This window comes from Pseudomonas sp. RT4P38 (assembly GCF_054897765.1).
The window spans coordinates 2,904,065-2,922,606 of sequence record NZ_CM142703.1; the positions used below are offsets into that span (position 1 = coordinate 2,904,065).

Below are 18,542 nucleotides of genomic sequence, written 5' to 3' on the forward strand. Positions count from 1 at the left end.
CTCAGGCCTCCATCAACAGACAGGCGTGGGGCGGCAGGTTGACCGCGACGCGATCACCGACCTCCCGGCCGCGGTTCAGGCCTTCGTTGTTCTCGCTTAGCATGACTTTGATGTCGTTGTTCAAGCGGCATTGGTAAAGGGTCGCGGTGCCGACATACAACACCGCTTCAATCACGCCGCGCAGGTGATGCGGTTGCGTAGGGTCGACCAGTTGCGAACGCTCCGGGCGGAAGGCCAATTGCACGGCCGCGCCGTCGAAGCCTTGGGCCGGGCAGGGGATTTCCACCGGCATGCCATTGGGCACGAAGAGCTTTTCGTTCTGCTGACCGCGCTTGAGATGGCCGGGGAGAAAGTTGATGTCGCCGATGAACTGGGCGACAAACTGATGCTGCGGGCGTTCGTAAATGTCGTTGGGCGTACCGATCTGCAGGATCTTGCCGGCGGACATCACGGCAATGCGATCGGAGAGCGTCAGGGCTTCTTCCTGATCGTGGGTCACGAAGATGAACGTGATCCCGGCTTCCTTCTGCACGCGCTTCAGTTCGACCTGCATTTCCTTGCGCAGCTTGAGGTCCAGCGCCGACAGCGGTTCATCCAGCAACAGCACTTTGGGTTTCGGCGCCAGGGCCCGAGCCAGCGCCACGCGCTGCTGCTGGCCACCGGACAACTCGGCCGGTGTGCGCGTGGCCAGGTGTTGCATTTGTACCAGTGCCAGCATCTCATCGACCCGTTGCGCGATGAGCTTGCGATCAAGACCCTGCATCTCGAGGCCGAAGGCGATATTCTGCGCGACACTCATGTGCGGAAACAGCGCGTAGCTCTGGAACACTGTGTTGACCCGGCGCTTGAACGGCGGCAAGTCATTGACCGGTTCGCCGGCCAGACGAATCTCGCCCTCGCTGACCTGTTCGAAACCGGCGATGGTGCGTAACAAGGTAGTTTTGCCGCAGCCGGAAGGGCCGAGCAGGGTGAAGAATTCGTTGTCGGCGATGTCCACCGACACGTTGTCGAGGGCTGGCGCTAACGCGGGATCGTCGGAATACCGCTTGGACACATTACGCACTTCGATTGCGACTTGACGACCCATAATGGTGCATTCCTCTTTTTATTGTATGCAATATCTGGATGCAATTTAGAAATACCCGGATTAATCTGCTCGTGCAACCCCCTTTTTCAATGGCTGCTCATCGCCGGGGTCGGTTGTTTCGCGCTAAAGGAGTGTTCAGATGACCGAGAAAAAACTCGAGACCACGGTTGACCGCGTCTACCAAGGGGTTTACGAGGCAATCAGCAAACGTTCATTGCGTCCCGGCATGAAGCTTGGCGAAGCGTCATTGGCCGAACTTTTTAATGTCAGCCGGACGTCGGTTCGTGCTGCACTCAAACAGTTGGAGGCCGACGGGCTGGTCACCACCGAACCCAACAAAGGCGCGTCGGTGTCGTTGCCGAGTGATGAAGAAATCCGTTCGTTGTTCGAAACCAGGCGTCTGATCGAAATCGGCATCGTCACCGAACTCTGCCGCCGGCGTGATTCCGCCGTGACCCAGGACTTGCGTGATCACTTGCTGCTGGAGGATGAAGCGCACCGCAGTGGCGACCATGAGCGGCTGATTCATCTGCTCGGCGAGTTCCACATCAAACTCGCGCAAAGCCTGAATAACCCGGTGCTGCTGGACTGGTTCCGCAAGCTGATATCCCGCGCCTCGCTGTACGCCGCCGCGCTGGATGACGACAGTCACGAAGCCTGCCGGGACGATGAACATTTGCGGCTGATCGAATTCATCGAAGCGGGCAATCAGAGCGCCGCGATCGAACTGACTTGCATGCATTTGAATGGCATTGAGAAAGCGATTCTCGACGTCGCCGCCACGTTGAAAACCGGCTACCACCCGCTCAAGCACCTGATCGAGGTGTGAGGACTTCGCAGATACAAAATCAGCTATACCTCTAATGAAACCATTGGCACCGGTGAAGCTCGAAACAAACGGGCACGCACCGTCCTCATGCCGTTGCGATCCCTCAAGCCAGCTCATCTACAGGGATATAGAATCAGTCGATGCAGTTTCTAGACGATAGCCACGGGTGTGCCGGCTGGAACGGAGAAATGGCCGGGCGTATCCGCGCGTTCGACTGGCGCGTGACCGAGCTGGGGAGCATGGACACCTGGCCCGCAAGCCTGTGCAGCGCGGTGCAGTTGATGCTCGCGTCCCCACTTCCGATGGTGATGCTGTGGGGTCGTGCGGGTTACATGATCTATAACGATGCGTACTCGACGTTTGCCGGTGGCCGACATCCTTACCTGTTGGGCTCCCCGGTGGAACTGGGCTGGCCGGAAGTCGCCGAATTCAATCGGCATGTGGTCGACACTTGCCTGGCCGGCGGCACATTGTCCTATCGCAATAAAGAGTTTGTGCTTTTGAGGGACGGCATACCCGAAGACGTCTGGCTGGACCTCTATTACAGCCCGGTGGCTGATGATAGCGGGAAACCGGCCGGGGTCATGGCGATGGTGGTCGAGACCACCGAGCATGTGATCTCCGAACGCCGTCGTCAGGCCGCCGAGGACGCCTATCACGCCGACAACGAACGGGTTCGCCTGGCGCTCAATGCCGGGGCTTTGCTCGGCTCGTTCGTCTGGGACATCAAGGGTAATGTGCTCTCCGGCGATGAGCGTTTCGCCCGCACCTTTTCTTACCCGCCCGAGCAAAACCTGACCGACCTGCCAACGGATATCGCCGAAGCACAGATCCATCCCGATGACCGCAGCTGGGTGCAGGAACAGATCAATCAATCAGTGGAAACCGGCGAACCCTTTAACGCCGAGTATCGGGTCCAGCGCCCTGGTGGCAGTTATCTGTGGGTGCAAGCGAGTGGTGGCTGCGAGTTCAATAAACAGGGCGAACCGTTCCGTTTTCCCGGGGTGTTGATCGACATCCACGAACGCAAGACCGCCGAAGAATCCTTGCTCAAGTTCACCCGCAACCTGGAGCAACGCGTTGCCGACGAAGTCGAAGCGCGGCTGGCCGCTGAAGAACAACTGCGTCAATCCCAGAAACTCGAAGCCATCGGCGGCCTCACCGGCGGCGTGGCCCATGACTTCAACAACCTCTTGCAGGTGATCGCCGGCAACCTGCACTTGCTGGCGCGGCATGAGCCGGACAACGCCAACGTGCAGCGCCGGGTCAGTGCGTCGATTGCCGCGGTCGAGCGCGGCGCCAAACTGTGTTCGCAATTGCTCGCGTTCGCCCGTCGTCAACCCTTGTCGCCAGAAGTCTGCGATCTGCGGCAGGTCTTTGACGGACTTGGGGAATTGTTGCAGCGAGCGCTGGGGGAAACCATCCAGATCAACGTCACTGCTGCGCAAGCCCTTTGGCACATCTACGTGGACTGCAATCAACTGGAAAACGCCATCCTCAATCTGGCGATCAATGCCCGGGACGCCATGAAAGGCGAGGGGACCATTGACCTGAGCGCCGAGAACATTGGCCTTGATAGCAAGTTTTGTGCAGGCAAGGGCATCGTCGTCGGTGACTATGTCAGCGTAGCGGTGGCTGACACGGGTGTCGGCATGTCGCCGCAGATACTCGCACAGGCTTTCGAACCGTTTTTTACCACCAAGGCCGACGGCCAGGGCACGGGGCTGGGACTGAGCATGGTGTTCGGTTTCGTCAAGCAGAGTGGCGGGCATATCGAGATTTCCAGCGTGGTCGGGCAGGGCACTCGGGTGCAGCTGTATTTCCCTCGCAGCCTGCGTCCGATGCAGAGCGAAACGACACTTCAAGACCCGCAACAACGAGGCGGACACGAAACCATTCTGGTGGTCGAGGACAACGAGGCGGTGCGCAGCGCCGCGGTGGAATTGCTGAGCGAAGAAGGTTATCAAGTCCTGACGGCTGCCAACGGTGACGCCGCCATGCAGATGTTGCTGGAGGGCGCTGCGGTGGACCTGGTTTTCACCGACGTGGTCATGCCCGGCCTGATCAAAAGCTCGGACCTGGCCGCCTGGGCCAAGGTGCAGATGCCGCCGGTGGCCGTGCTGTTCACCTCGGGCCACACCCGTGACATTATTTCGCGCAATCACCAACTCAGCCCCGACACCTGGCTGCTGAGCAAACCATATGGTCCCGAAGCGCTCACACAGATGGTCCGCACGGTGCTCAACGGCTGACCCGATTTGATCGTTGATCGTTCCCACCAGAGCGTGGGAACGATCAAACGTCAGAGTTCTTTCCGCTATCTAACCAAGGCAGGTCCATGACTTCCAACCCTCCCTCAGGCATGGTCAGGGTGCGCGGCGCCCGGGAACACAATCTCAAGAACGTCGATGTCGACATTCCCCGGGATGCCCTGGTGGTGTTCACCGGCGTGTCCGGTTCGGGGAAGTCGTCGCTGGCGTTCTCGACCCTCTACGCCGAAGCGCAACGCCGCTACTTCGAATCCGTGGCGCCTTATGCGCGGCGCCTGATCGATCAGGTCGGGGTGCCGGACGTCGACTCCATCGAAGGCCTGCCGCCGGCGGTGGCCCTGCAACAACAACGGGGTACGCCGAGCACGCGGTCGTCGGTTGGCAGCGTGACGACGTTGTCGAGCCTGATCCGCATGCTTTACTCCCGGGCCGGCAGTTATCCGCCGGGGCAGCCGATGCTGTATGCCGAAGACTTTTCGCCCAACACGCCCCAGGGCGCGTGTCTGGAATGTCATGGGTTGGGGCGGGTGTATGAAGTCACCGAAGCCCTGATGGTCCCGGACCCGAGCCTGACCATTCGCCAGCGCGCGGTCGCCTCCTGGCCCACCGCCTGGCAGGGACAGAACCTGCGCGACATCCTGGTGACCCTGGGTTACGACGTCGACAAACCCTGGCGCGATCTGCCGAAAAAGCAGCGCGACTGGATTCTCTTCACCGAAGAAACACCGACGGTTCCGGTGTACGCCGGGCTCACCCCCGAAGAAACCAACGTCGCGCTCAAACGCAAAATGGAACCGAGTTACCAGGGCACGTTCACCGGCGCCCGGCGCTACATCCTGCACACGTTCAGTCATTCGCAAAGTGCGCTGATGAAGAAGCGCGTGTCGCCATTCATGCTCGGCAGCCCTTGCCCGTTGTGCGACGGCAAACGGCTCAAGCGCGAGGCGTTGTCAGTGACGTTTGCCGGTTACGACATCGGCGAGCTGTCGCAGATGCCGTTGCTGCAAGTGGCGCAAGTGCTGAAGCCGGTGGCCGCTCACAGCTACCTTGAACAGGCCGACGAGGCGGGCGAGGTGTTGACTCACCGTCAGACACGCGAGGCCCGTGAGCAGCGAGTGGCCCACGGCGCCAGTGGTCATGCCAATGCGCCGGATGTGCGCCACATACCGAATCTGTCAGTGGAGAAACGCCTGGCCGCGCAACGGATCGCTCAGGACTTGTTGGTACGGGTCAGTACGTTGACTGATCTGGGGCTCGGTTACCTGGCGCTGGACCGCAGCACGCCGACGCTGTCGTCCGGTGAATTGCAGCGTCTGCGCCTGGCGACGCAATTGGGTTCGCAATTGTTTGGGGTGATCTATGTGCTGGATGAACCGTCGGCCGGTCTGCACCCGGCGGATGGCGAGGCACTGTTCGAAGCCCTGCAACGCTTGAAAGCCGCTGGCAACACCTTGTTCGTGGTCGAGCATGACCTGGAAACCATGCGCCGCGCCGACTGGTTGATCGATGTGGGGCCGGCAGCTGGCGAGCATGGCGGCCGGATCCTGTACAGCGGACCACCGCCAGGCTTGGCTGATGTGACGAACTCGCAGACACGTGCTTATCTGTTCGCCGAGCAGGCCACTCAGCCTCGAGCCAGCCGCCAGGCGACCGATTGGCTGCGGCTGGAAGGCATCACCCGCAACAACCTGAACAACCTCAGCGTCGAGTTTCCGCTGGGCTGTTTTACCGCGGTAACCGGCGTCTCCGGTTCCGGTAAATCGAGCCTGGTCAGCCAGGCGTTGCTGGAGCTGGTGGGTGCGCATCTGGGGCGTGGCGCCAGTGCCAGCGAACCTGAAGAGTTGAGCCTTGAGGACGACGCACCGCAAGTCAGCGGCGGTCAGGTCACGGGGGGGCTGGAATCGATCAAGCGTCTGGTGCAAGTCGATCAGAAACCCATCGGCCGCACACCGCGCTCAAACCTGGCAACTTACACCGGGCTGTTCGACAACGTGCGCAAACTGTACGCGGCCACACCCGAGGCGCAGGCCGAGGGTTACGACGCCGGTCAGTTCTCCTTCAATGTTGCCAAGGGCCGTTGCTCGACGTGCGAAGGTGAGGGCTTTGTCAGCGTCGAGTTGCTGTTCATGCCCAGCGTCTATGCGCCATGTTCGACCTGCCACGGCGCGCGCTACAACCCCGAGACGCTGGCGATCGTCTGGCAAGGGTTGAACATCGCCCAGGTGTTGCAGTTGACGGTGGATGAAGCGGTCACGGTATTCGCCGAACAGCCGGGTGTTCGCCGCTCGCTGGAGGTGCTGCGCGACATCGGCCTGGGTTACCTGCGCCTAGGCCAGCCGGCGACCGAGCTGTCAGGCGGCGAAGCCCAGCGGATCAAACTGGCCACCGAGCTGCAACGCAACCAGCGTGGGGCAACGCTGTATGTGCTCGACGAGCCCACCACCGGATTGCACCCAAGGGATGTCGATCGCTTGCTCGAACAGTTGAATACGCTGGTGACGGCGGGGCATACGGTGATCGTCGTCGAACATGAAATGCGCGTGGTTGCGCAGAGTGACTGGGTGATCGACATTGGCCCGGGGGCGGGGGATCAGGGCGGGAAGATTGTTACTGCAGGCACGCCGCAGAAAGTCGCCAAAAGCAAGAAGAGCCGAACCGCACCGTTTTTGGCCAGAACCCTCGGTTGATGATCGGTTCACGTACCGTCCAGCGTGCGTCGCACCTTGTCCAGCAGTTCATTGATCTGGAACGGCTTGATCAGCATTTCCATGCCATCGCCGAGGAACACCTGACGGTTGATCGCGGTTTCGGCATAACCGGTCATGAACAGGATCGGCAGCTTTTCGCGCCAGCCCCGTGCCACATCGGCCAACTCGCGGCCGCTCATGCGTGGCAAACCGACGTCGGTCAGCAACAGGTCGATGGACTCGTCGTTTTGCAGGCGCTCGAGGGCTCCTTCGATGTCGTCCACCTGCGTGCAACGGTAACCGGCATCCATCAACACTTCGGCCACAAACATGCGCACCGACGGCGTGTCCTCGACGATCAACACATGTTCGCCGGCACCCTGATGATCGACGGTGGCGGGCTCGGTGTCGCCGGCCGTGAGGTCGGAACTGGCCGGCAGCATGATGGTGACTTCGGTGCCGCGCCGGGCCACGCTGCGGATGTGTGCATCGCCACCCGATTGCCGGGCGAAACCGTAGAGGGTCGACAACCCCAGCCCGGTGCCCTTGCCCAGCGGCTTGGTGGTGAAAAACGGGTCGAACACCTTGTCGATCACGCTGTGTTCGATACCGGTACCGTCATCGCGCACAGAAAACGCGACATACGCACCATCGGCCAGATTGGGATCGCCATGGGAATAGGCGGCATAGGTGCTGACCCAAATGTTGCCGCCCTGGGGCAAGGCATCGCGAGCGTTGATCACCAGATTGAGCATCGCGCTTTCGAGCTGAATGGGGTCGACCAGGGCGATGGCGGGTTTAGAGGTCAATTGGAGTTTCAGGGCAATGCGCTCGCCGATGGTGCGCACCAGCAGTTCCTCAAGGGAACGCACGTGCTCGTTGATGTCCACGGGCCGGGTATCGAGTGGCTGTTGGCGCGCGAAGGCGAGCAGACGATGGGTCAGGGACGCGGCACTCATGGCCGAGTTCAAGGCGGCTTCGGCGTAAAACTGAACCTTGTCGGTGCGTGAGGCGGCGATCCGTTTCAGAATCAATTCCAGGCTGGTGATGATGCCGGTCAGCAAGTTATTGAAGTCGTGAGCGATGCCCCCGGTCAGCTTGCCCAGTGCATCCATTTTCTGCACTTGCAGCAGCTGAGCTTCGGTTCGCGCCCGCTCGGCAACCTCTTTGGCCAATTGGGTGGTGGCGTCGTCAAGCCGGGCCAGGTGCGAGCGTTCGCGGTGACGGTGTTCAGTGACATCCTCGACAAACACCAGGCTCAGTTCCGGTGTGCGATACGGCGAAATTTGCCATTCGGTTTCGCGAGCCTCGCCGTGGACCCGCATGCTCAGCGTGCCTTTCCAGCGTTCGCCATAGGCCAGACGCAGGCGCAGTTCCTCGATGACGGCGTCTTGGTCTTCGGCAAAGCAATCGCGCAGGGCGTCCGGGTGGCGGTTGTCCTGAATCAGCTGCGTGAAGGCATGGTTGCATTCGTGCACCTTCAACTCGGCATCCAGCACCGCGATGGGCGCCGACACATTGACAAAGATTTCTCGAAACCGCGCCTCGCTTTCACGCAGGGCATTTTCGGTTTCGCGCACCCGCAGCAAGGTGCGCAAAGTGGCGAGCAGCACATCCGCATCCACCGGGTGGATCAGGTAGGCATCGGCACCCGCGTCCAGGCCGGTGATGATGTCGCCGGTCTGGATCGAGGCCGCCGATACGTGAATCACCGGCAGCAGGGCGGTGGCGGGTTCGGCGCGCAGTTTGCGCACGATGTCAAAACCGCTCATGTCCGGCAGATTGACGTCGAGGATCAGCGCGTCGATCGCTACGCTTTCGATCAGCTCCAGGCCTTCGCTACCCGTGCCGGCTTCGAGCACTTCATAGCCGTGGCGCTCCAGGCGCCGGCGTAGGGCGTAGCGCGTGGCGACGTTGTTGTCGACGATCAGCAAACGGATGTCACGCTTCATCGACGGGCTCCAGGGTGAGATGATCAGTCAGTGTCCGTCACTTGAGCATAGTCAAAGGGTTGCAGCTTTTGACCTTGAATTACCCTTGCGATGGAACCCTGTCCCCGGGGAGGCTTCGAATCTACAACGCCCGACTGTTTCAGCCGCGCACGTGCAGTGACGAACGAGGTACTTATGAACGATGACAGTGGTCTTGAAGAAGACGCAAAAACCGCCAAACCGGAAAGCGCAGACAAAGCGGTTGACCAGAAGAATATCCACACGGATAACGATAATGAGTTCAGTCCGGGTTTCAAGCCGAGTCCCGACCGGCCAAAATCTGGGGATGACACCGATGCCGATATCGACACCGATGGCGGCTAGTCAAGCCATTGAAAAAGGCCGCATCAAACGATGCGGCCTTTTTTTGGGCGTGTTATTTGCTGGGGTGAGCAGCCTGGAGCTTTTTCGCCATATCCAGATGCTTCTCCAGCGCCGGCAGCATTTTTTGCGCGAAACCTTTCAGCGCCGTGGCGCCTTTGACTTTGTCGTCTGTCACCGTATTGGCTTCTTTCTTGAATAGCTCGATGGTGTCTTCGTGAGCCTTCACCTGATTGTTGGCGTACGCCGCATCGAAAGATTCATCGCGCATGTCGAGGATTTTCTCTTTCGCCTGCTTGACCAACATGGTGTTGTCCGGCACCTCGATGTCATTTTTTTTCGCCAGCGCCGTCAGTTCATCGTTGGCCTTGGAATGGTCGGTGATCATCATGTTGGCGAATTTCTTGATGTCCGCCGATGAACTTTTTTCAAGGGCCAATCGGCTCGTTTCGATTTCCGCGATACTGCTCGCGGCCGCGCTGTCGACGAAGTCATTGGAAGTGGCAGCGAAAGCCGTGCCCATGCTGGTACTCAAGGCAACGGCCAACGTGAGGTGGCACAGGGTAAGTCCGTCCATTGGTTATTCTCCACACAGGTTTTCATGGGCGATCGAGTGATCGTTAATCTGTGGAGGCCGACGAGTGGGCAAAGGTTTTGTTGCGTTTGCGGCAGGGCGACGAACGGGCACCGCTGGTCTGATAGGCGGTCGACAGAACCCGCTAACCAAGGCCATTCTGATAGTTGGTGAACGCCATTGATCGCGTTTGCCTCCGATCAACAAACGGAGGTGTTCCATGCCGGTGCCACACGACCTTTATCAGGATCTCAAACTTTCAAAGGAAGATATCCAGCAAAAACGCACCAAGGATCCGTTACTGGATTCACTGATCAACAAGTATTCACAGGCGGACGCCGAGGTGGTCAAGGCTGAAACCGCCAAATCCGATGCGCCCAGCGATGACGCACTGAAGAAACTCAAGGAGAAGCGCGTGCAGGTTAAGCAAAAGATCGTTGATCGGCTCCAGACGCCGTCCTGACGCGCCCTGTCTGGTCACCGACGATCGGTGACTGAAAAATTGGAACGGCGATAAATACCGGCACCTCGAATGTTCAGAGTCCGAATTTACGGCTCCATGCGAGGTGCCCCATGACCGATGAAAAATTCCCGAGCGAAGAACAGGGTGGCTACGACCCCATCCCGACACATCCCGAACCGTTGAGCCCAGGACGCACCACCATCAATCCCGAAGATGAGCCGGGCATCGACGAACTGCCGAATAACGAAGGTGCCATCCCGATGGACGAGGATGACTCCACCGCCATGGGTCCGGTTTGATTTGCGTTACTGCTGGAGCGCGGTACTCAACGGCAACCGCGCCATGTTTTTCGCCTTCAACGACCCGAAATACAACCAATCCCCATACTCGCGAACGGTAGTGATCGGCGAGTAATTGTCGCGGCTACCGTCCTGCAAGTTGGCGATCACTTTGCCGTCCAGATCCAGGCCCAACGCGAAGGCGCGTTTCTCCACCGGTTGAGGCAGGACAGTCATTGCTCGCACGATCATCTTGCGCACGAATGGATGCGGCGCGGTGGCATCGAGCAGTGCGTTGCGTGGTGCATAAAGCGCCACCCAGAAGCGGTCGCGGCCATTGAACGCGAGGTTGTCCGGCAACCCTGGCAGGTTGTCGATGAACAGATCGTGGGTGCCGGTTTTCGGCCCGCTCAACCAGTAACGACTGATGCGATAGGCACCCGTTTCGTTAACCAGCACATAGGCATCGTCCGGTCCCAGAGTCACGCCGTTGGCGAACTCCAGTTTATCCAGCAAGACCGCCGTCTTGCCGGTCTGGAAGTCATAACGCAGCAAGCGGCCGTCACCGCCGTGCTCGATGATCGCTTCGCCGTCCCTGCCATAGCCAAAGCGGCTGGAGGCATCACTGAAATAGGCATAGTGCCCGGACTTGTCGATGACCACGTCGTCGGTGAAACCGAAAGGCACACCATTGGCCGCAGTGGTCAATGGAATCAATCGGCCCTGAGCGTCCAGTGACAGCAAGCCCTTGACCCCATCTGCAATCACCAGCAGACCGTTGGGGTGACGGGCCAGGCCCAAGGGTCTGCCGCCAGTATCGGCCAAGACCTTGGTGACCTTGCCGTCGAGGCTGGTGCGTAGCAGTCGGCCGTCATGCAAACCCGTGATGAGGACGTCTTCCTCCAGCAGCAACGCTTCCGGCCCGTCGATATCCCCGGCGCCGACGCGCTCCACACCTTTAAGGCGCTGATTGTCGGCGTAGATTCCGCTGGTGAGGGAGGGCGCCGGCGGCGGGGCCCAGGCCACCGGTTGAACCTTGGTCGGCATCAGCAGCAGAAAGGCACCGATGGCAACGATCACCAGCAACACCACATGGCGAAACTTGACGGTTCGACTCACGCGCTGACTCCTGCCGGGGCCAACTGTTTTTGCGCCATCTCGCGCAACGCCAGTATTGACGCTGCCGACTCACGATCGATGCGCCGCTTTAGCAGCAGTCGATTGGCAATGCGCATCACCAGGCCGCTGAACTGATACTCCAGGGTGCGGACAAAACGTGTGCTGTCGCCCAAGGCTTCGCACTCGTAAGTCACCACTAAAGACAACCCGTGATCGCCACGGGCCCAGGCACTCCAGCGGCGTCCTGGCAGGTATTCGTTAACCTCCCAGATCAAGTGTCCCTCACGCCCGCCGGCCTTGATGTCTTCCTCAAACCGCGCCCCGGCATGCAGCGGACCGTTCTGGCCATCAACCTTGAGCGACGATGGATGCCACTCCGGCCAACGGGTCACGGTGCTGGCGTAGGCGAGCACGTCAATCGGGTTTCCAGCGATGTCGATCTGATGCTGCATGCGCGTCATGGGCGTTCTCGTCAGGTGCAGGTCGGTCGGCTCCGATTCCCAATAGAGGGTGCCGAACAGGTAGTCCATCAGCGGAAAAACGATGTTGAAATTGCGTTCCTGCATCAGCTCACGACGGTGATGCAGTTCATGCAGGCGGCGCATCTGGCGGATCCACGGCAAACGGGTGACGGGGTTCTCCGGTGGCAGGTGCTCGCAGGCATGGAATACTTCATAGGTCAGGTAGCCGAGGACCAGGCAGCCGCCGAACATTCCGGCGACGTTGGCATCGAACTGCTTAAGCAGCCACCAGATGGGCAGGGTAATGACAACCGTGTGCAATACGATCAGCCAGGCCGGAAACAGAATTACCCGCCAGTCCCTGGCGTTGTCGTAGGTCATGTGGCCGGGGGCGAAAAAACTGTGGTGGTCGCCCGCGTGGCGGGCGTAGAACATTCGCGCGAAACTTTTTTTGTGATGCCCAAGGTGCCGATGCACGCTGTAAACGCCAAAGTTGAAGAACAGCAGGGTCAGCGGCATTGCCAGCCATTGCAGTGGCTGAACTTGATGCACGGTGCTCCAGAATCCACCAATGGCCAGCAACCCGAACAGCAGCACAAAGGCGCCGTGTAGCCGTGGGTTGTAAAGCGGATGAATGTCTGCGCGGTAGCGAGCGCGGAATGCTTCGGTGGTCTGCCTCACTGCATTCACCTGTGGTTATTGTTATCTCCAGCAGATTAGACGATCCCGGCGTTTCAGGCGGGCCGAAGCAAGAGGACACAAACGCCATGATCCGGTGCAAACCGGACTCAGGTCAGCGGGTTCCAGCGTTGCGACCAGTCATCGTCGGATTTGATCACTTCGCGCAGCAAGTCGAAGGCTCGTTGCAGAGTCGCCGAATCGCGGTCGCGGGAGTAAACCAGATAGGTCGGGTAGCTGAATTCCGGGGCTTTGGGTACTTGCTCCAGCACACCGCTTTGCAGATAACTCTGGACCACCCGGGTGCGGAAGTAGCCACTGCCGCCGTTTTCCAGAATGTACTGCAAGCCCAGTGGGCCGAGGTTGAAGCTCAACGCAGCTCTGGCTTTTTCCGGCAGGGCCGCATCGTGCTGGCGGCGGAAGTCCGGGCCCCAGTCGATGTACACGTAGGGATCGGGACTTGCGGCCAGCCGGACGAGGACGAGTTTTTCTTCCAGCACCTGCTCGACTTGCAGGCGCGGCCAATACTCGGGCTGGTAGACCAGCGCCGCATCCAGAACCCCCAGCTCCAGTTGGCGCAGCAGGTTTTCACCGTCACGGATTTCCATCCGTAGTGCGTGGCTGGGAATCTTCTCGCGCAACTCGCCGGCCCAACTGAGCATCAGCGGGTTGCACAGACTGACCTCGCCACCGATGTGCAACACGTCGCGGTAGCCCTCGGGCAACGGCAAATCCCGTCGCGCCGCTTCCCAGGTTTCGACCAGTTGATTGGCGTAGACCACGAAGGCTTCACCGTTAGGCGTCAGACGGGCACCGGCGCGATTACGCACGAACAGGGTGCTGCCCAGTTGACTCTCGAGTTTCTGCACGCGCGCCGTGATCGCGGTCTGGGTGACGTGGAGTTTTTCGGCGGCGGCGGCAAGGCTGCCGTGGCGGACGATTTCCAGAAAGGTGCGGGCGAGGTCGATGTCCATGGGGCAGCCGGAGGGGAAAGTGCAGGCATTGTAAGAGCACTCGCTACCGGTGGCGAGTGAACTGCTTTTCGTAGGCGCCAGGCTTGCCGGCGAAGGCGTCCTTAAGTGCGCCTTCGCCGGCAAGCCGGGCTCCTACAGGGCCGAACACCAACTCGATTCTGCCTTCAAAATGCAAAACACGAACAACCAAACGCTCCCCAGAATCCCTGAAAGTCACTGACCGGCGCCGACGACAACCGCGCCCGTTCATGGCTATGGGCATGCACCGCGCAAGCCCCGACACATTGGTGAACCTGCGCCGTCAGCGGCGCGAGGGGTTTCCAATGGCCGGGTACTTTGGCGACTGGCGACCACTCAGGCACCACCGGGATCGGAGGCGGCCCGAGTTTTTCAAACTCGACGCTGCCGTAGACGATCTTGCCGTCGACGATGGTCAGCACCGATTCGATCCATTTGACGGCTTCATCCTCGATGTGGAAGTAGTCCGCCGACAACGCAATCAGGTCCGCCAGTTGTCCGACCTTGATCTGGCCTTTTTTGCCTTGCTCAGAGGAAAACCAGGCGCTGCCGTGGGTGAAGAGTTCCAGCGCGGTATCGCGGCTCAAGCCTTGCGGGTACAGCGCCAGACCACCGACGGTGCGACCGCTGACCAGCCAGTACATCGAGGTCCAGGGGTTGTAACTGGAGACGCGCGTGGCATCGGTGCCGGCGCCGACCGGAATGCCTTCGGCCAGCATACGAGCGATGGGCGGTGTGGCTTCGGCAGCCTTGGCGCCGTAACGGTCGACGAAGTATTCGCCCTGAAATGCCATGCGATCCTGTATCGCGATGCCGCCGCCGAGGGCTTTCACCCGTTCGATGTTCTGTGGGGTGATGGTTTCGGCGTGGTCGAAGAACCACGGCAAACCATCGAACGGAATGTCGCGGTTAACCTTCTCGAACACGTCGAGCATGCGGCTGATGGATTCGTTGTACGTGGCGTGCAAGCGGAACGGCCAGCGCTGTTCCACCAGATGGCGGACCACCGGTTCCAGTTCCTGCTCCATGGTTTGCGGCAGGTCGGGGCGTGGCTCGAGGAAGTCCTCGAAGTCTGCCGCCGAGAACACCAGCATTTCCCCTGCACCGTTGTGCCGTAGAAAGTCATCGCCCTGACCGTAGTGGGAGGTGCTGGTCCAGTTCTTGAAGTCGGTCAGCTCTTCCTTGGGTTTCTGGGTGAACAGGTTGTAGGCAATGCGCACCGTGAGCTGTTGGTCTTTGGCCAGTTGCTGGATGACTTGATAGTCGTCCGGATAATTCTGATATCCGCCGCCGGCATCGATGGCGCTGGTGACGCCGAGGCGATTGAGTTCACGCATGAATTGGCGGGTCGAGTTGACCTGATATTCCAGCGGCAGTTTCGGCCCTTTGGCCAGGGTCGAGTAGAGAATCATCGCGTTAGGGCGGGCGATCAGCATGCCCGTCGGGTCGCCATTGGCATCGCGCTGGATTTCGCCACCCGGCGGGTTCGGCGTGTCGCGGGTATAACCGACCACTTTCAACGCCGCACGGTTGAGCAGGGCACGGTCGTAGAGGTGCAGGACGAACACCGGGGTATCCGGCGCAGCCTTGTTCAGTTCGTCGAGGGTCGGCAGGCGCTTCTCGGCAAACTGGAATTCATTCCAGCCACCGACCACCCGCACCCATTGCGGTGTGGGTGTGCGGTCTGCCTGATCCTTGAGCATGCGCAGCGCGTCGACCAGTGAGGGGACGCCTTCCCAGCGCAGTTCGAGGTTGTAGTTGAGGCCACCACGGATCAGGTGCAGGTGCGAGTCGTTAAGGCCGGGAATCACCGTGCGACCGTGCAGGTCAATGATTTGCGTGCCGGGGCCCTGCAGGGCCATGGCCTGGGCATCGCTGCCGACCACCACGAAGCGTCCGTCCTTGATCGCGACGGCACTGGCCTGAGGTTTTTTGCGGTCGACGGTGTGCAGGCGTCCGTTGTACAGGATAAGGTCGGCTGGGGCGTCGGGCATGGTTTTACTCCCTGCGAATAGCGGACTGATCCAGGTACCGACGGCACCTGCCGAAAGGCCTTGCAATACACGTCGGCGATTTAATCCGTCGTGGTCGTCAGGTGGGCTCATGGGCAGTGCTCCGCGCAAAGGCTCTTCACAAAAAAAGCGAGGGCAAACAGCCGATGTCTGACGCATGCGGCCAGAAGGAATATAGACGGCAAATCCACAAGTAGCCGTCTTCCGAGGCCGAAAAACGACGAATCCCGCCTCAAGGGGCGGGATTCGTTTGCAGCCAGGCGTGCCCCCGAGGTCGGGAGCGGCGCGCTTAGGCCGGGAACAGCTCGGACAGTTTCATGGCCAGCATCATGTCGCCTTCAGCGCGCAGTTTGCCGCCCATGAAGGCTTGCATGCCGTCGGTTTCGCCGCTGACGATGCCTTCCAGGGTTTCGCCGTCCATGACCAGAGTCACCTGGGCGTCCGGGTTTTCGCCTTCCTGGAGCTCGCAGGTGCTGTCTTTGACGATCAGCGAGAAGTTCTTGGTGTCGTCGATGCGAAAACCGAATACCAGGTCCAGACCGGCAGCAGCGGCTGGGTTGAACTTGGCTTTCATTGCTTGTACGGCATCAGCTACGGAGGTCATGGTTCGATCCTTTCTTGGGTAATTAGAGCTGGGTGATTACAGCCAGGGTCACAATAGTCCGGACTCAGCGAAACGTGATGAGTTCCGGGGTCTTCAACAGTTGCAGGTGCGCATGACTGTTGAAAGAAGACAGAGCTACCTCGCGACCACGAAACTTCAGCAGGTTGAGCGAGGTGTTGACGATTTGCCAGTTCAGTTCAAACGCCTGCTTTGCTGGCATTTGTGTAATGAGGTGGAGCAGGGCCGTGATGGTGCCGCCGGAAGTGAACACGGCGATTTTCTGAGTGTTGTCGGCGCTTTCGAGGATCCGCTGCAGACCGGCTTGCACCCGTTCGACAAACCTCAGCCAGCTTTCCAGGCCCGGTGTGTCATAAGTGCCGGCGAGCCAGCGCTCGATGATCAGAGCGAAGATGCGCTGGAACTCACCGCGGTTTTGCGCGGCATTGCGCAGGATGTGCAGCGCTTCGGGTTCGTCCGGTAACATGGCCGGCAGCAGTGCGCGGATCACCGCGTCGGCGTCGAACTCATTGAAAGCGGAATCGATTTCCAGGGCTGGAACCGGCAGGCCTGCGGCAGCGAACTGTTCCAGTGCACTGTTGGCCGTGTGCTGCTGGCGGCGCAGGTCGCCCGAAAGGCAGCGATCGAAGCTGATACCCAGCTCAGCGAGGTGCTGGCCGAGGACTTCTGCCTGGCGAACACCGGTCGGCGACAGGACGTCATAGTCGTCTGCACCAAAGGAGGCCTGGCCATGTCGAATCAAATAGATACTGCCCACGTCCGCGTCATCCCGGTACGTTGAAGGTTCGGCGAGGTTATGAGGATGACGGTGAGCTGTCAATGAAAAAACATACGCTTGTTTGAAATGCCCGTTACAGGCCTGTTGCCAGAGGTTTCACGGCTGGCCGCCGAGCCGGTGCATGGGTATGCTGGAGGTAATCCCGCGCGCGTTTTTGCAGCGCATCGTATTAAAGGAGTCCCTGTGGAGTTTTTTGCCGAGTACGCAGTTTTTCTGGCTAAGACCGTGACACTGGTGATCGCCATTTTGGTGGTCCTGGCCAGTTTCGCGGCGTTGCGCAGCAAAGGTCGGCGCAAGTCGGTCGGCCAGTTGCAAGTCAGCAAACTCAATGATTTCTACAAAGAGCTGCGCGAACGCCTGGAGCAAACCTTGCTCGACAAGGACCAACTCAAGGCGCTGCGCAAGGTCGAGGCTAAATCCGAGAAAAAGCAAAAGAAAAAAACTGAAACCAAACCTCGGGTGTTCGTGCTGGATTTCGACGGCGACATCAGGGCGTCGGCCACTGAAAGCCTGCGCCATGAAATCACCGCGCTGCTGACCCTCGCCACACCCAAGGATGAAGTTGTGCTGCGTCTGGAAAGCGGCGGCGGCATGGTTCACAGCTACGGCTTGGCCTCCTCGCAACTGGCGCGCATCCGTGATGCCGGCGTGCCGTTGACCGTGTGCATCGACAAGGTCGCGGCCAGCGGCGGCTACATGATGGCGTGCATCGGCGAGAAGATCATCAGTGCGCCGTTCGCAATTCTCGGCTCGATCGGCGTCGTGGCGCAGTTGCCTAACGTCAACCGCCTGCTGAAAAAGCACGACATCGACTTCGAAGTGCTGACCGCCGGCGAATACAAACGCACCCTGACGGTGTTTGGCGAAAACACCGAGAAGGGCCGCGAGAAGTTCCAGGAAGACCTGGACATCACTCACCAGTTGTTCAAGAACTTCGTTTCCCGCTATCGCCCGCAACTGGCCATCGACGAAGTGGCCACCGGTGAAATCTGGCTCGGTGTCGCGGCGTTGGACAAGCAATTGGTGGACGAGCTCAAGACCAGCGATGAGTACCTCGCCGAACGGGCGAAAAAATCCGAGCTTTATCACCTGCATTACGCCGAGCGAAAAAGCCTGCAGGAGCGCATCGGCATGGCGGCCAGTGGTTCGGTGGACCGTGTGTTGCTGAGCTGGTGGAGCCGGTTGACCCAACAACGCTTCTGGTAAAGCTTCACTGCAGGCATCCGTTAACAAATGAAACCGTGGCGTCCACCGCGGTTTCTTTTTGCCTGTCATCTTCGAATTACCCACTGCCCTCAACCATCAGCGAATTCTCCTAAGTGCGCTGACGATCCTTCCTGCTGTCGATTCAAAAATAGTGGCTTATGGTGCTGTTACTTA

The 18,542-nt window shown here is 59.8% G+C and carries 16 protein-coding genes; 7 read left to right on the plus strand and 9 right to left on the minus strand.

What is annotated here, in order from left to right; genetic code table 11:
- Nucleotide 1 precedes the first annotated feature (1 nt).
- Nucleotides 2–1,087 carry an ABC transporter ATP-binding protein gene (locus ACYZT7_RS13585; RefSeq protein WP_462041407.1) on the minus strand — a complete coding sequence of 362 codons (1,086 nt, stop codon included), beginning with the start codon at nucleotides 1,085–1,087 and terminating at the stop codon, nucleotides 2–4.
- Nucleotides 1,088–1,226: 139 nt separating this feature from the next.
- Here ACYZT7_RS13585 and ACYZT7_RS13590 point away from each other — a divergent pair, with 139 nt between their 5' ends.
- The 3 genes from ACYZT7_RS13590 (at nucleotide 1,227) to ACYZT7_RS13600 (ending at nucleotide 6,873) form a co-directional block, all read left to right on the plus strand.
- Nucleotides 1,227–1,916: a GntR family transcriptional regulator gene (locus ACYZT7_RS13590; protein ID WP_461964511.1), complete on the plus strand. Its 690-nt coding sequence runs from the start codon at nucleotides 1,227–1,229 to the stop codon at nucleotides 1,914–1,916.
- A 140-nt stretch (nucleotides 1,917–2,056) separates the two neighbouring features.
- Nucleotides 2,057–4,168, plus strand: coding sequence for a hybrid sensor histidine kinase/response regulator (locus ACYZT7_RS13595; protein ID WP_462041408.1), 2,112 nt, complete (start codon nucleotides 2,057–2,059; stop codon nucleotides 4,166–4,168).
- A gap of 86 nt (nucleotides 4,169–4,254) precedes the next feature.
- Nucleotides 4,255–6,873, plus strand: a complete 2,619-nt coding sequence (locus ACYZT7_RS13600; protein ID WP_462041409.1) for an excinuclease ABC subunit UvrA — start codon at nucleotides 4,255–4,257, stop codon at nucleotides 6,871–6,873.
- Between the two features lie 8 nt (nucleotides 6,874–6,881).
- Here ACYZT7_RS13600 and ACYZT7_RS13605 read toward each other — a convergent pair whose 3' ends face one another.
- Nucleotides 6,882–8,825 carry a response regulator gene (locus tag ACYZT7_RS13605; RefSeq protein WP_462041410.1) on the minus strand — a complete coding sequence of 648 codons (1,944 nt, stop codon included), beginning with the start codon at nucleotides 8,823–8,825 and terminating at the stop codon, nucleotides 6,882–6,884.
- 174 nt (nucleotides 8,826–8,999) lie between these two features.
- Between ACYZT7_RS13605 and ACYZT7_RS13610 the strand changes: the two genes are divergently transcribed.
- On the plus strand, nucleotides 9,000–9,188 hold the full coding sequence (locus tag ACYZT7_RS13610; protein ID WP_462041899.1) for a hypothetical protein: 189 nt from the start codon (nucleotides 9,000–9,002) through the stop codon (nucleotides 9,186–9,188).
- Nucleotides 9,189–9,240: 52 nt separating this feature from the next.
- Here the strand turns inward: ACYZT7_RS13610 and ACYZT7_RS13615 are convergent, their stop codons facing one another.
- Nucleotides 9,241–9,762, minus strand: a complete 522-nt coding sequence (locus tag ACYZT7_RS13615; protein WP_462041411.1) for a DUF4142 domain-containing protein — start codon at nucleotides 9,760–9,762, stop codon at nucleotides 9,241–9,243.
- Between the two features lie 217 nt (nucleotides 9,763–9,979).
- Here ACYZT7_RS13615 and ACYZT7_RS13620 point away from each other — a divergent pair, with 217 nt between their 5' ends.
- Together ACYZT7_RS13620 and ACYZT7_RS13625 are read left to right on the plus strand one after the other, a co-directional pair.
- Nucleotides 9,980–10,222 carry a DUF465 domain-containing protein gene (locus ACYZT7_RS13620; RefSeq protein WP_076030754.1) on the plus strand — a complete coding sequence of 81 codons (243 nt, stop codon included), beginning with the start codon at nucleotides 9,980–9,982 and terminating at the stop codon, nucleotides 10,220–10,222.
- A gap of 110 nt (nucleotides 10,223–10,332) precedes the next feature.
- Complete coding sequence (locus ACYZT7_RS13625) at nucleotides 10,333–10,521, plus strand: hypothetical protein (RefSeq protein WP_462041412.1); 189 nt, start codon at nucleotides 10,333–10,335, stop codon at nucleotides 10,519–10,521.
- A gap of 6 nt (nucleotides 10,522–10,527) precedes the next feature.
- Here ACYZT7_RS13625 and ACYZT7_RS13630 read toward each other — a convergent pair whose 3' ends face one another.
- The 6 genes from ACYZT7_RS13630 to ACYZT7_RS13655 all read right to left on the minus strand — a co-directional run bounded on the left by ACYZT7_RS13630 (nucleotide 10,528) and on the right by ACYZT7_RS13655 (nucleotide 17,141).
- On the minus strand, nucleotides 10,528–11,619 hold the full coding sequence (locus ACYZT7_RS13630) for an SMP-30/gluconolactonase/LRE family protein (RefSeq protein WP_462041413.1): 1,092 nt from the start codon (nucleotides 11,617–11,619) through the stop codon (nucleotides 10,528–10,530).
- Nucleotides 11,616–12,761: an SRPBCC family protein gene (locus tag ACYZT7_RS13635; protein ID WP_462041414.1), complete on the minus strand. Its 1,146-nt coding sequence runs from the start codon at nucleotides 12,759–12,761 to the stop codon at nucleotides 11,616–11,618. The genes ACYZT7_RS13630 and ACYZT7_RS13635 overlap by 4 nt, the downstream gene beginning before the upstream one ends.
- Nucleotides 12,762–12,868: 107 nt before the next feature.
- Nucleotides 12,869–13,732, minus strand: a complete 864-nt coding sequence (locus ACYZT7_RS13640) for a LysR family transcriptional regulator (RefSeq protein WP_462041415.1) — start codon at nucleotides 13,730–13,732, stop codon at nucleotides 12,869–12,871.
- Nucleotides 13,733–13,896: 164 nt separating this feature from the next.
- Nucleotides 13,897–15,744, minus strand: coding sequence for an amidohydrolase (locus tag ACYZT7_RS13645; RefSeq protein ID WP_462041416.1), 1,848 nt, complete (start codon nucleotides 15,742–15,744; stop codon nucleotides 13,897–13,899).
- Between the two features lie 307 nt (nucleotides 15,745–16,051).
- Entirely contained in the window at nucleotides 16,052–16,366 is a 315-nt protein-coding gene (locus tag ACYZT7_RS13650; RefSeq protein WP_008154977.1) for an SCP2 sterol-binding domain-containing protein, read from the minus strand.
- Nucleotides 16,367–16,430: 64 nt separating this feature from the next.
- Nucleotides 16,431–17,141, minus strand: coding sequence for a histidine phosphatase family protein (locus ACYZT7_RS13655; protein ID WP_461964498.1), 711 nt, complete (start codon nucleotides 17,139–17,141; stop codon nucleotides 16,431–16,433).
- 204 nt (nucleotides 17,142–17,345) lie between these two features.
- Here ACYZT7_RS13655 and sohB point away from each other — a divergent pair, with 204 nt between their 5' ends.
- Complete coding sequence (gene sohB, locus ACYZT7_RS13660; RefSeq protein ID WP_462041417.1) at nucleotides 17,346–18,368, plus strand: protease SohB; 1,023 nt, start codon at nucleotides 17,346–17,348, stop codon at nucleotides 18,366–18,368.
- Nucleotides 18,369–18,542 lie beyond the last annotated feature (174 nt).

What these genes read in the sequence shown, in the direction of transcription:
- ACYZT7_RS13615 (WP_462041411.1), bottom strand. Translation starts at nt 9,762, where the DNA reads ATGGACGGACTTACCCTGTGCCACCTCACGTTGGCCGTTGCCTTGAGT.
- ACYZT7_RS13650 (WP_008154977.1), bottom strand. Translation starts at nt 16,366, where the DNA reads ATGACCTCCGTAGCTGATGCCGTACAAGCAATGAAAGCCAAGTTCAAC.
- ACYZT7_RS13620 (WP_076030754.1), top strand. Translation starts at nt 9,980, where the DNA reads ATGCCGGTGCCACACGACCTTTATCAGGATCTCAAACTTTCAAAGGAA.
- ACYZT7_RS13605 (WP_462041410.1), bottom strand. Translation starts at nt 8,825, where the DNA reads ATGAAGCGTGACATCCGTTTGCTGATCGTCGACAACAACGTCGCCACG.
- ACYZT7_RS13585 (WP_462041407.1), bottom strand. Translation starts at nt 1,087, where the DNA reads ATGGGTCGTCAAGTCGCAATCGAAGTGCGTAATGTGTCCAAGCGGTAT.
- ACYZT7_RS13595 (WP_462041408.1), top strand. Translation starts at nt 2,057, where the DNA reads ATGCAGTTTCTAGACGATAGCCACGGGTGTGCCGGCTGGAACGGAGAA.
- ACYZT7_RS13590 (WP_461964511.1), top strand. Translation starts at nt 1,227, where the DNA reads ATGACCGAGAAAAAACTCGAGACCACGGTTGACCGCGTCTACCAAGGG.
- ACYZT7_RS13625 (WP_462041412.1), top strand. Translation starts at nt 10,333, where the DNA reads ATGACCGATGAAAAATTCCCGAGCGAAGAACAGGGTGGCTACGACCCC.
- ACYZT7_RS13640 (WP_462041415.1), bottom strand. Translation starts at nt 13,732, where the DNA reads ATGGACATCGACCTCGCCCGCACCTTTCTGGAAATCGTCCGCCACGGC.
- ACYZT7_RS13645 (WP_462041416.1), bottom strand. Translation starts at nt 15,744, where the DNA reads ATGCCCGACGCCCCAGCCGACCTTATCCTGTACAACGGACGCCTGCAC.
- ACYZT7_RS13610 (WP_462041899.1), top strand. Translation starts at nt 9,000, where the DNA reads ATGAACGATGACAGTGGTCTTGAAGAAGACGCAAAAACCGCCAAACCG.
- ACYZT7_RS13600 (WP_462041409.1), top strand. Translation starts at nt 4,255, where the DNA reads ATGACTTCCAACCCTCCCTCAGGCATGGTCAGGGTGCGCGGCGCCCGG.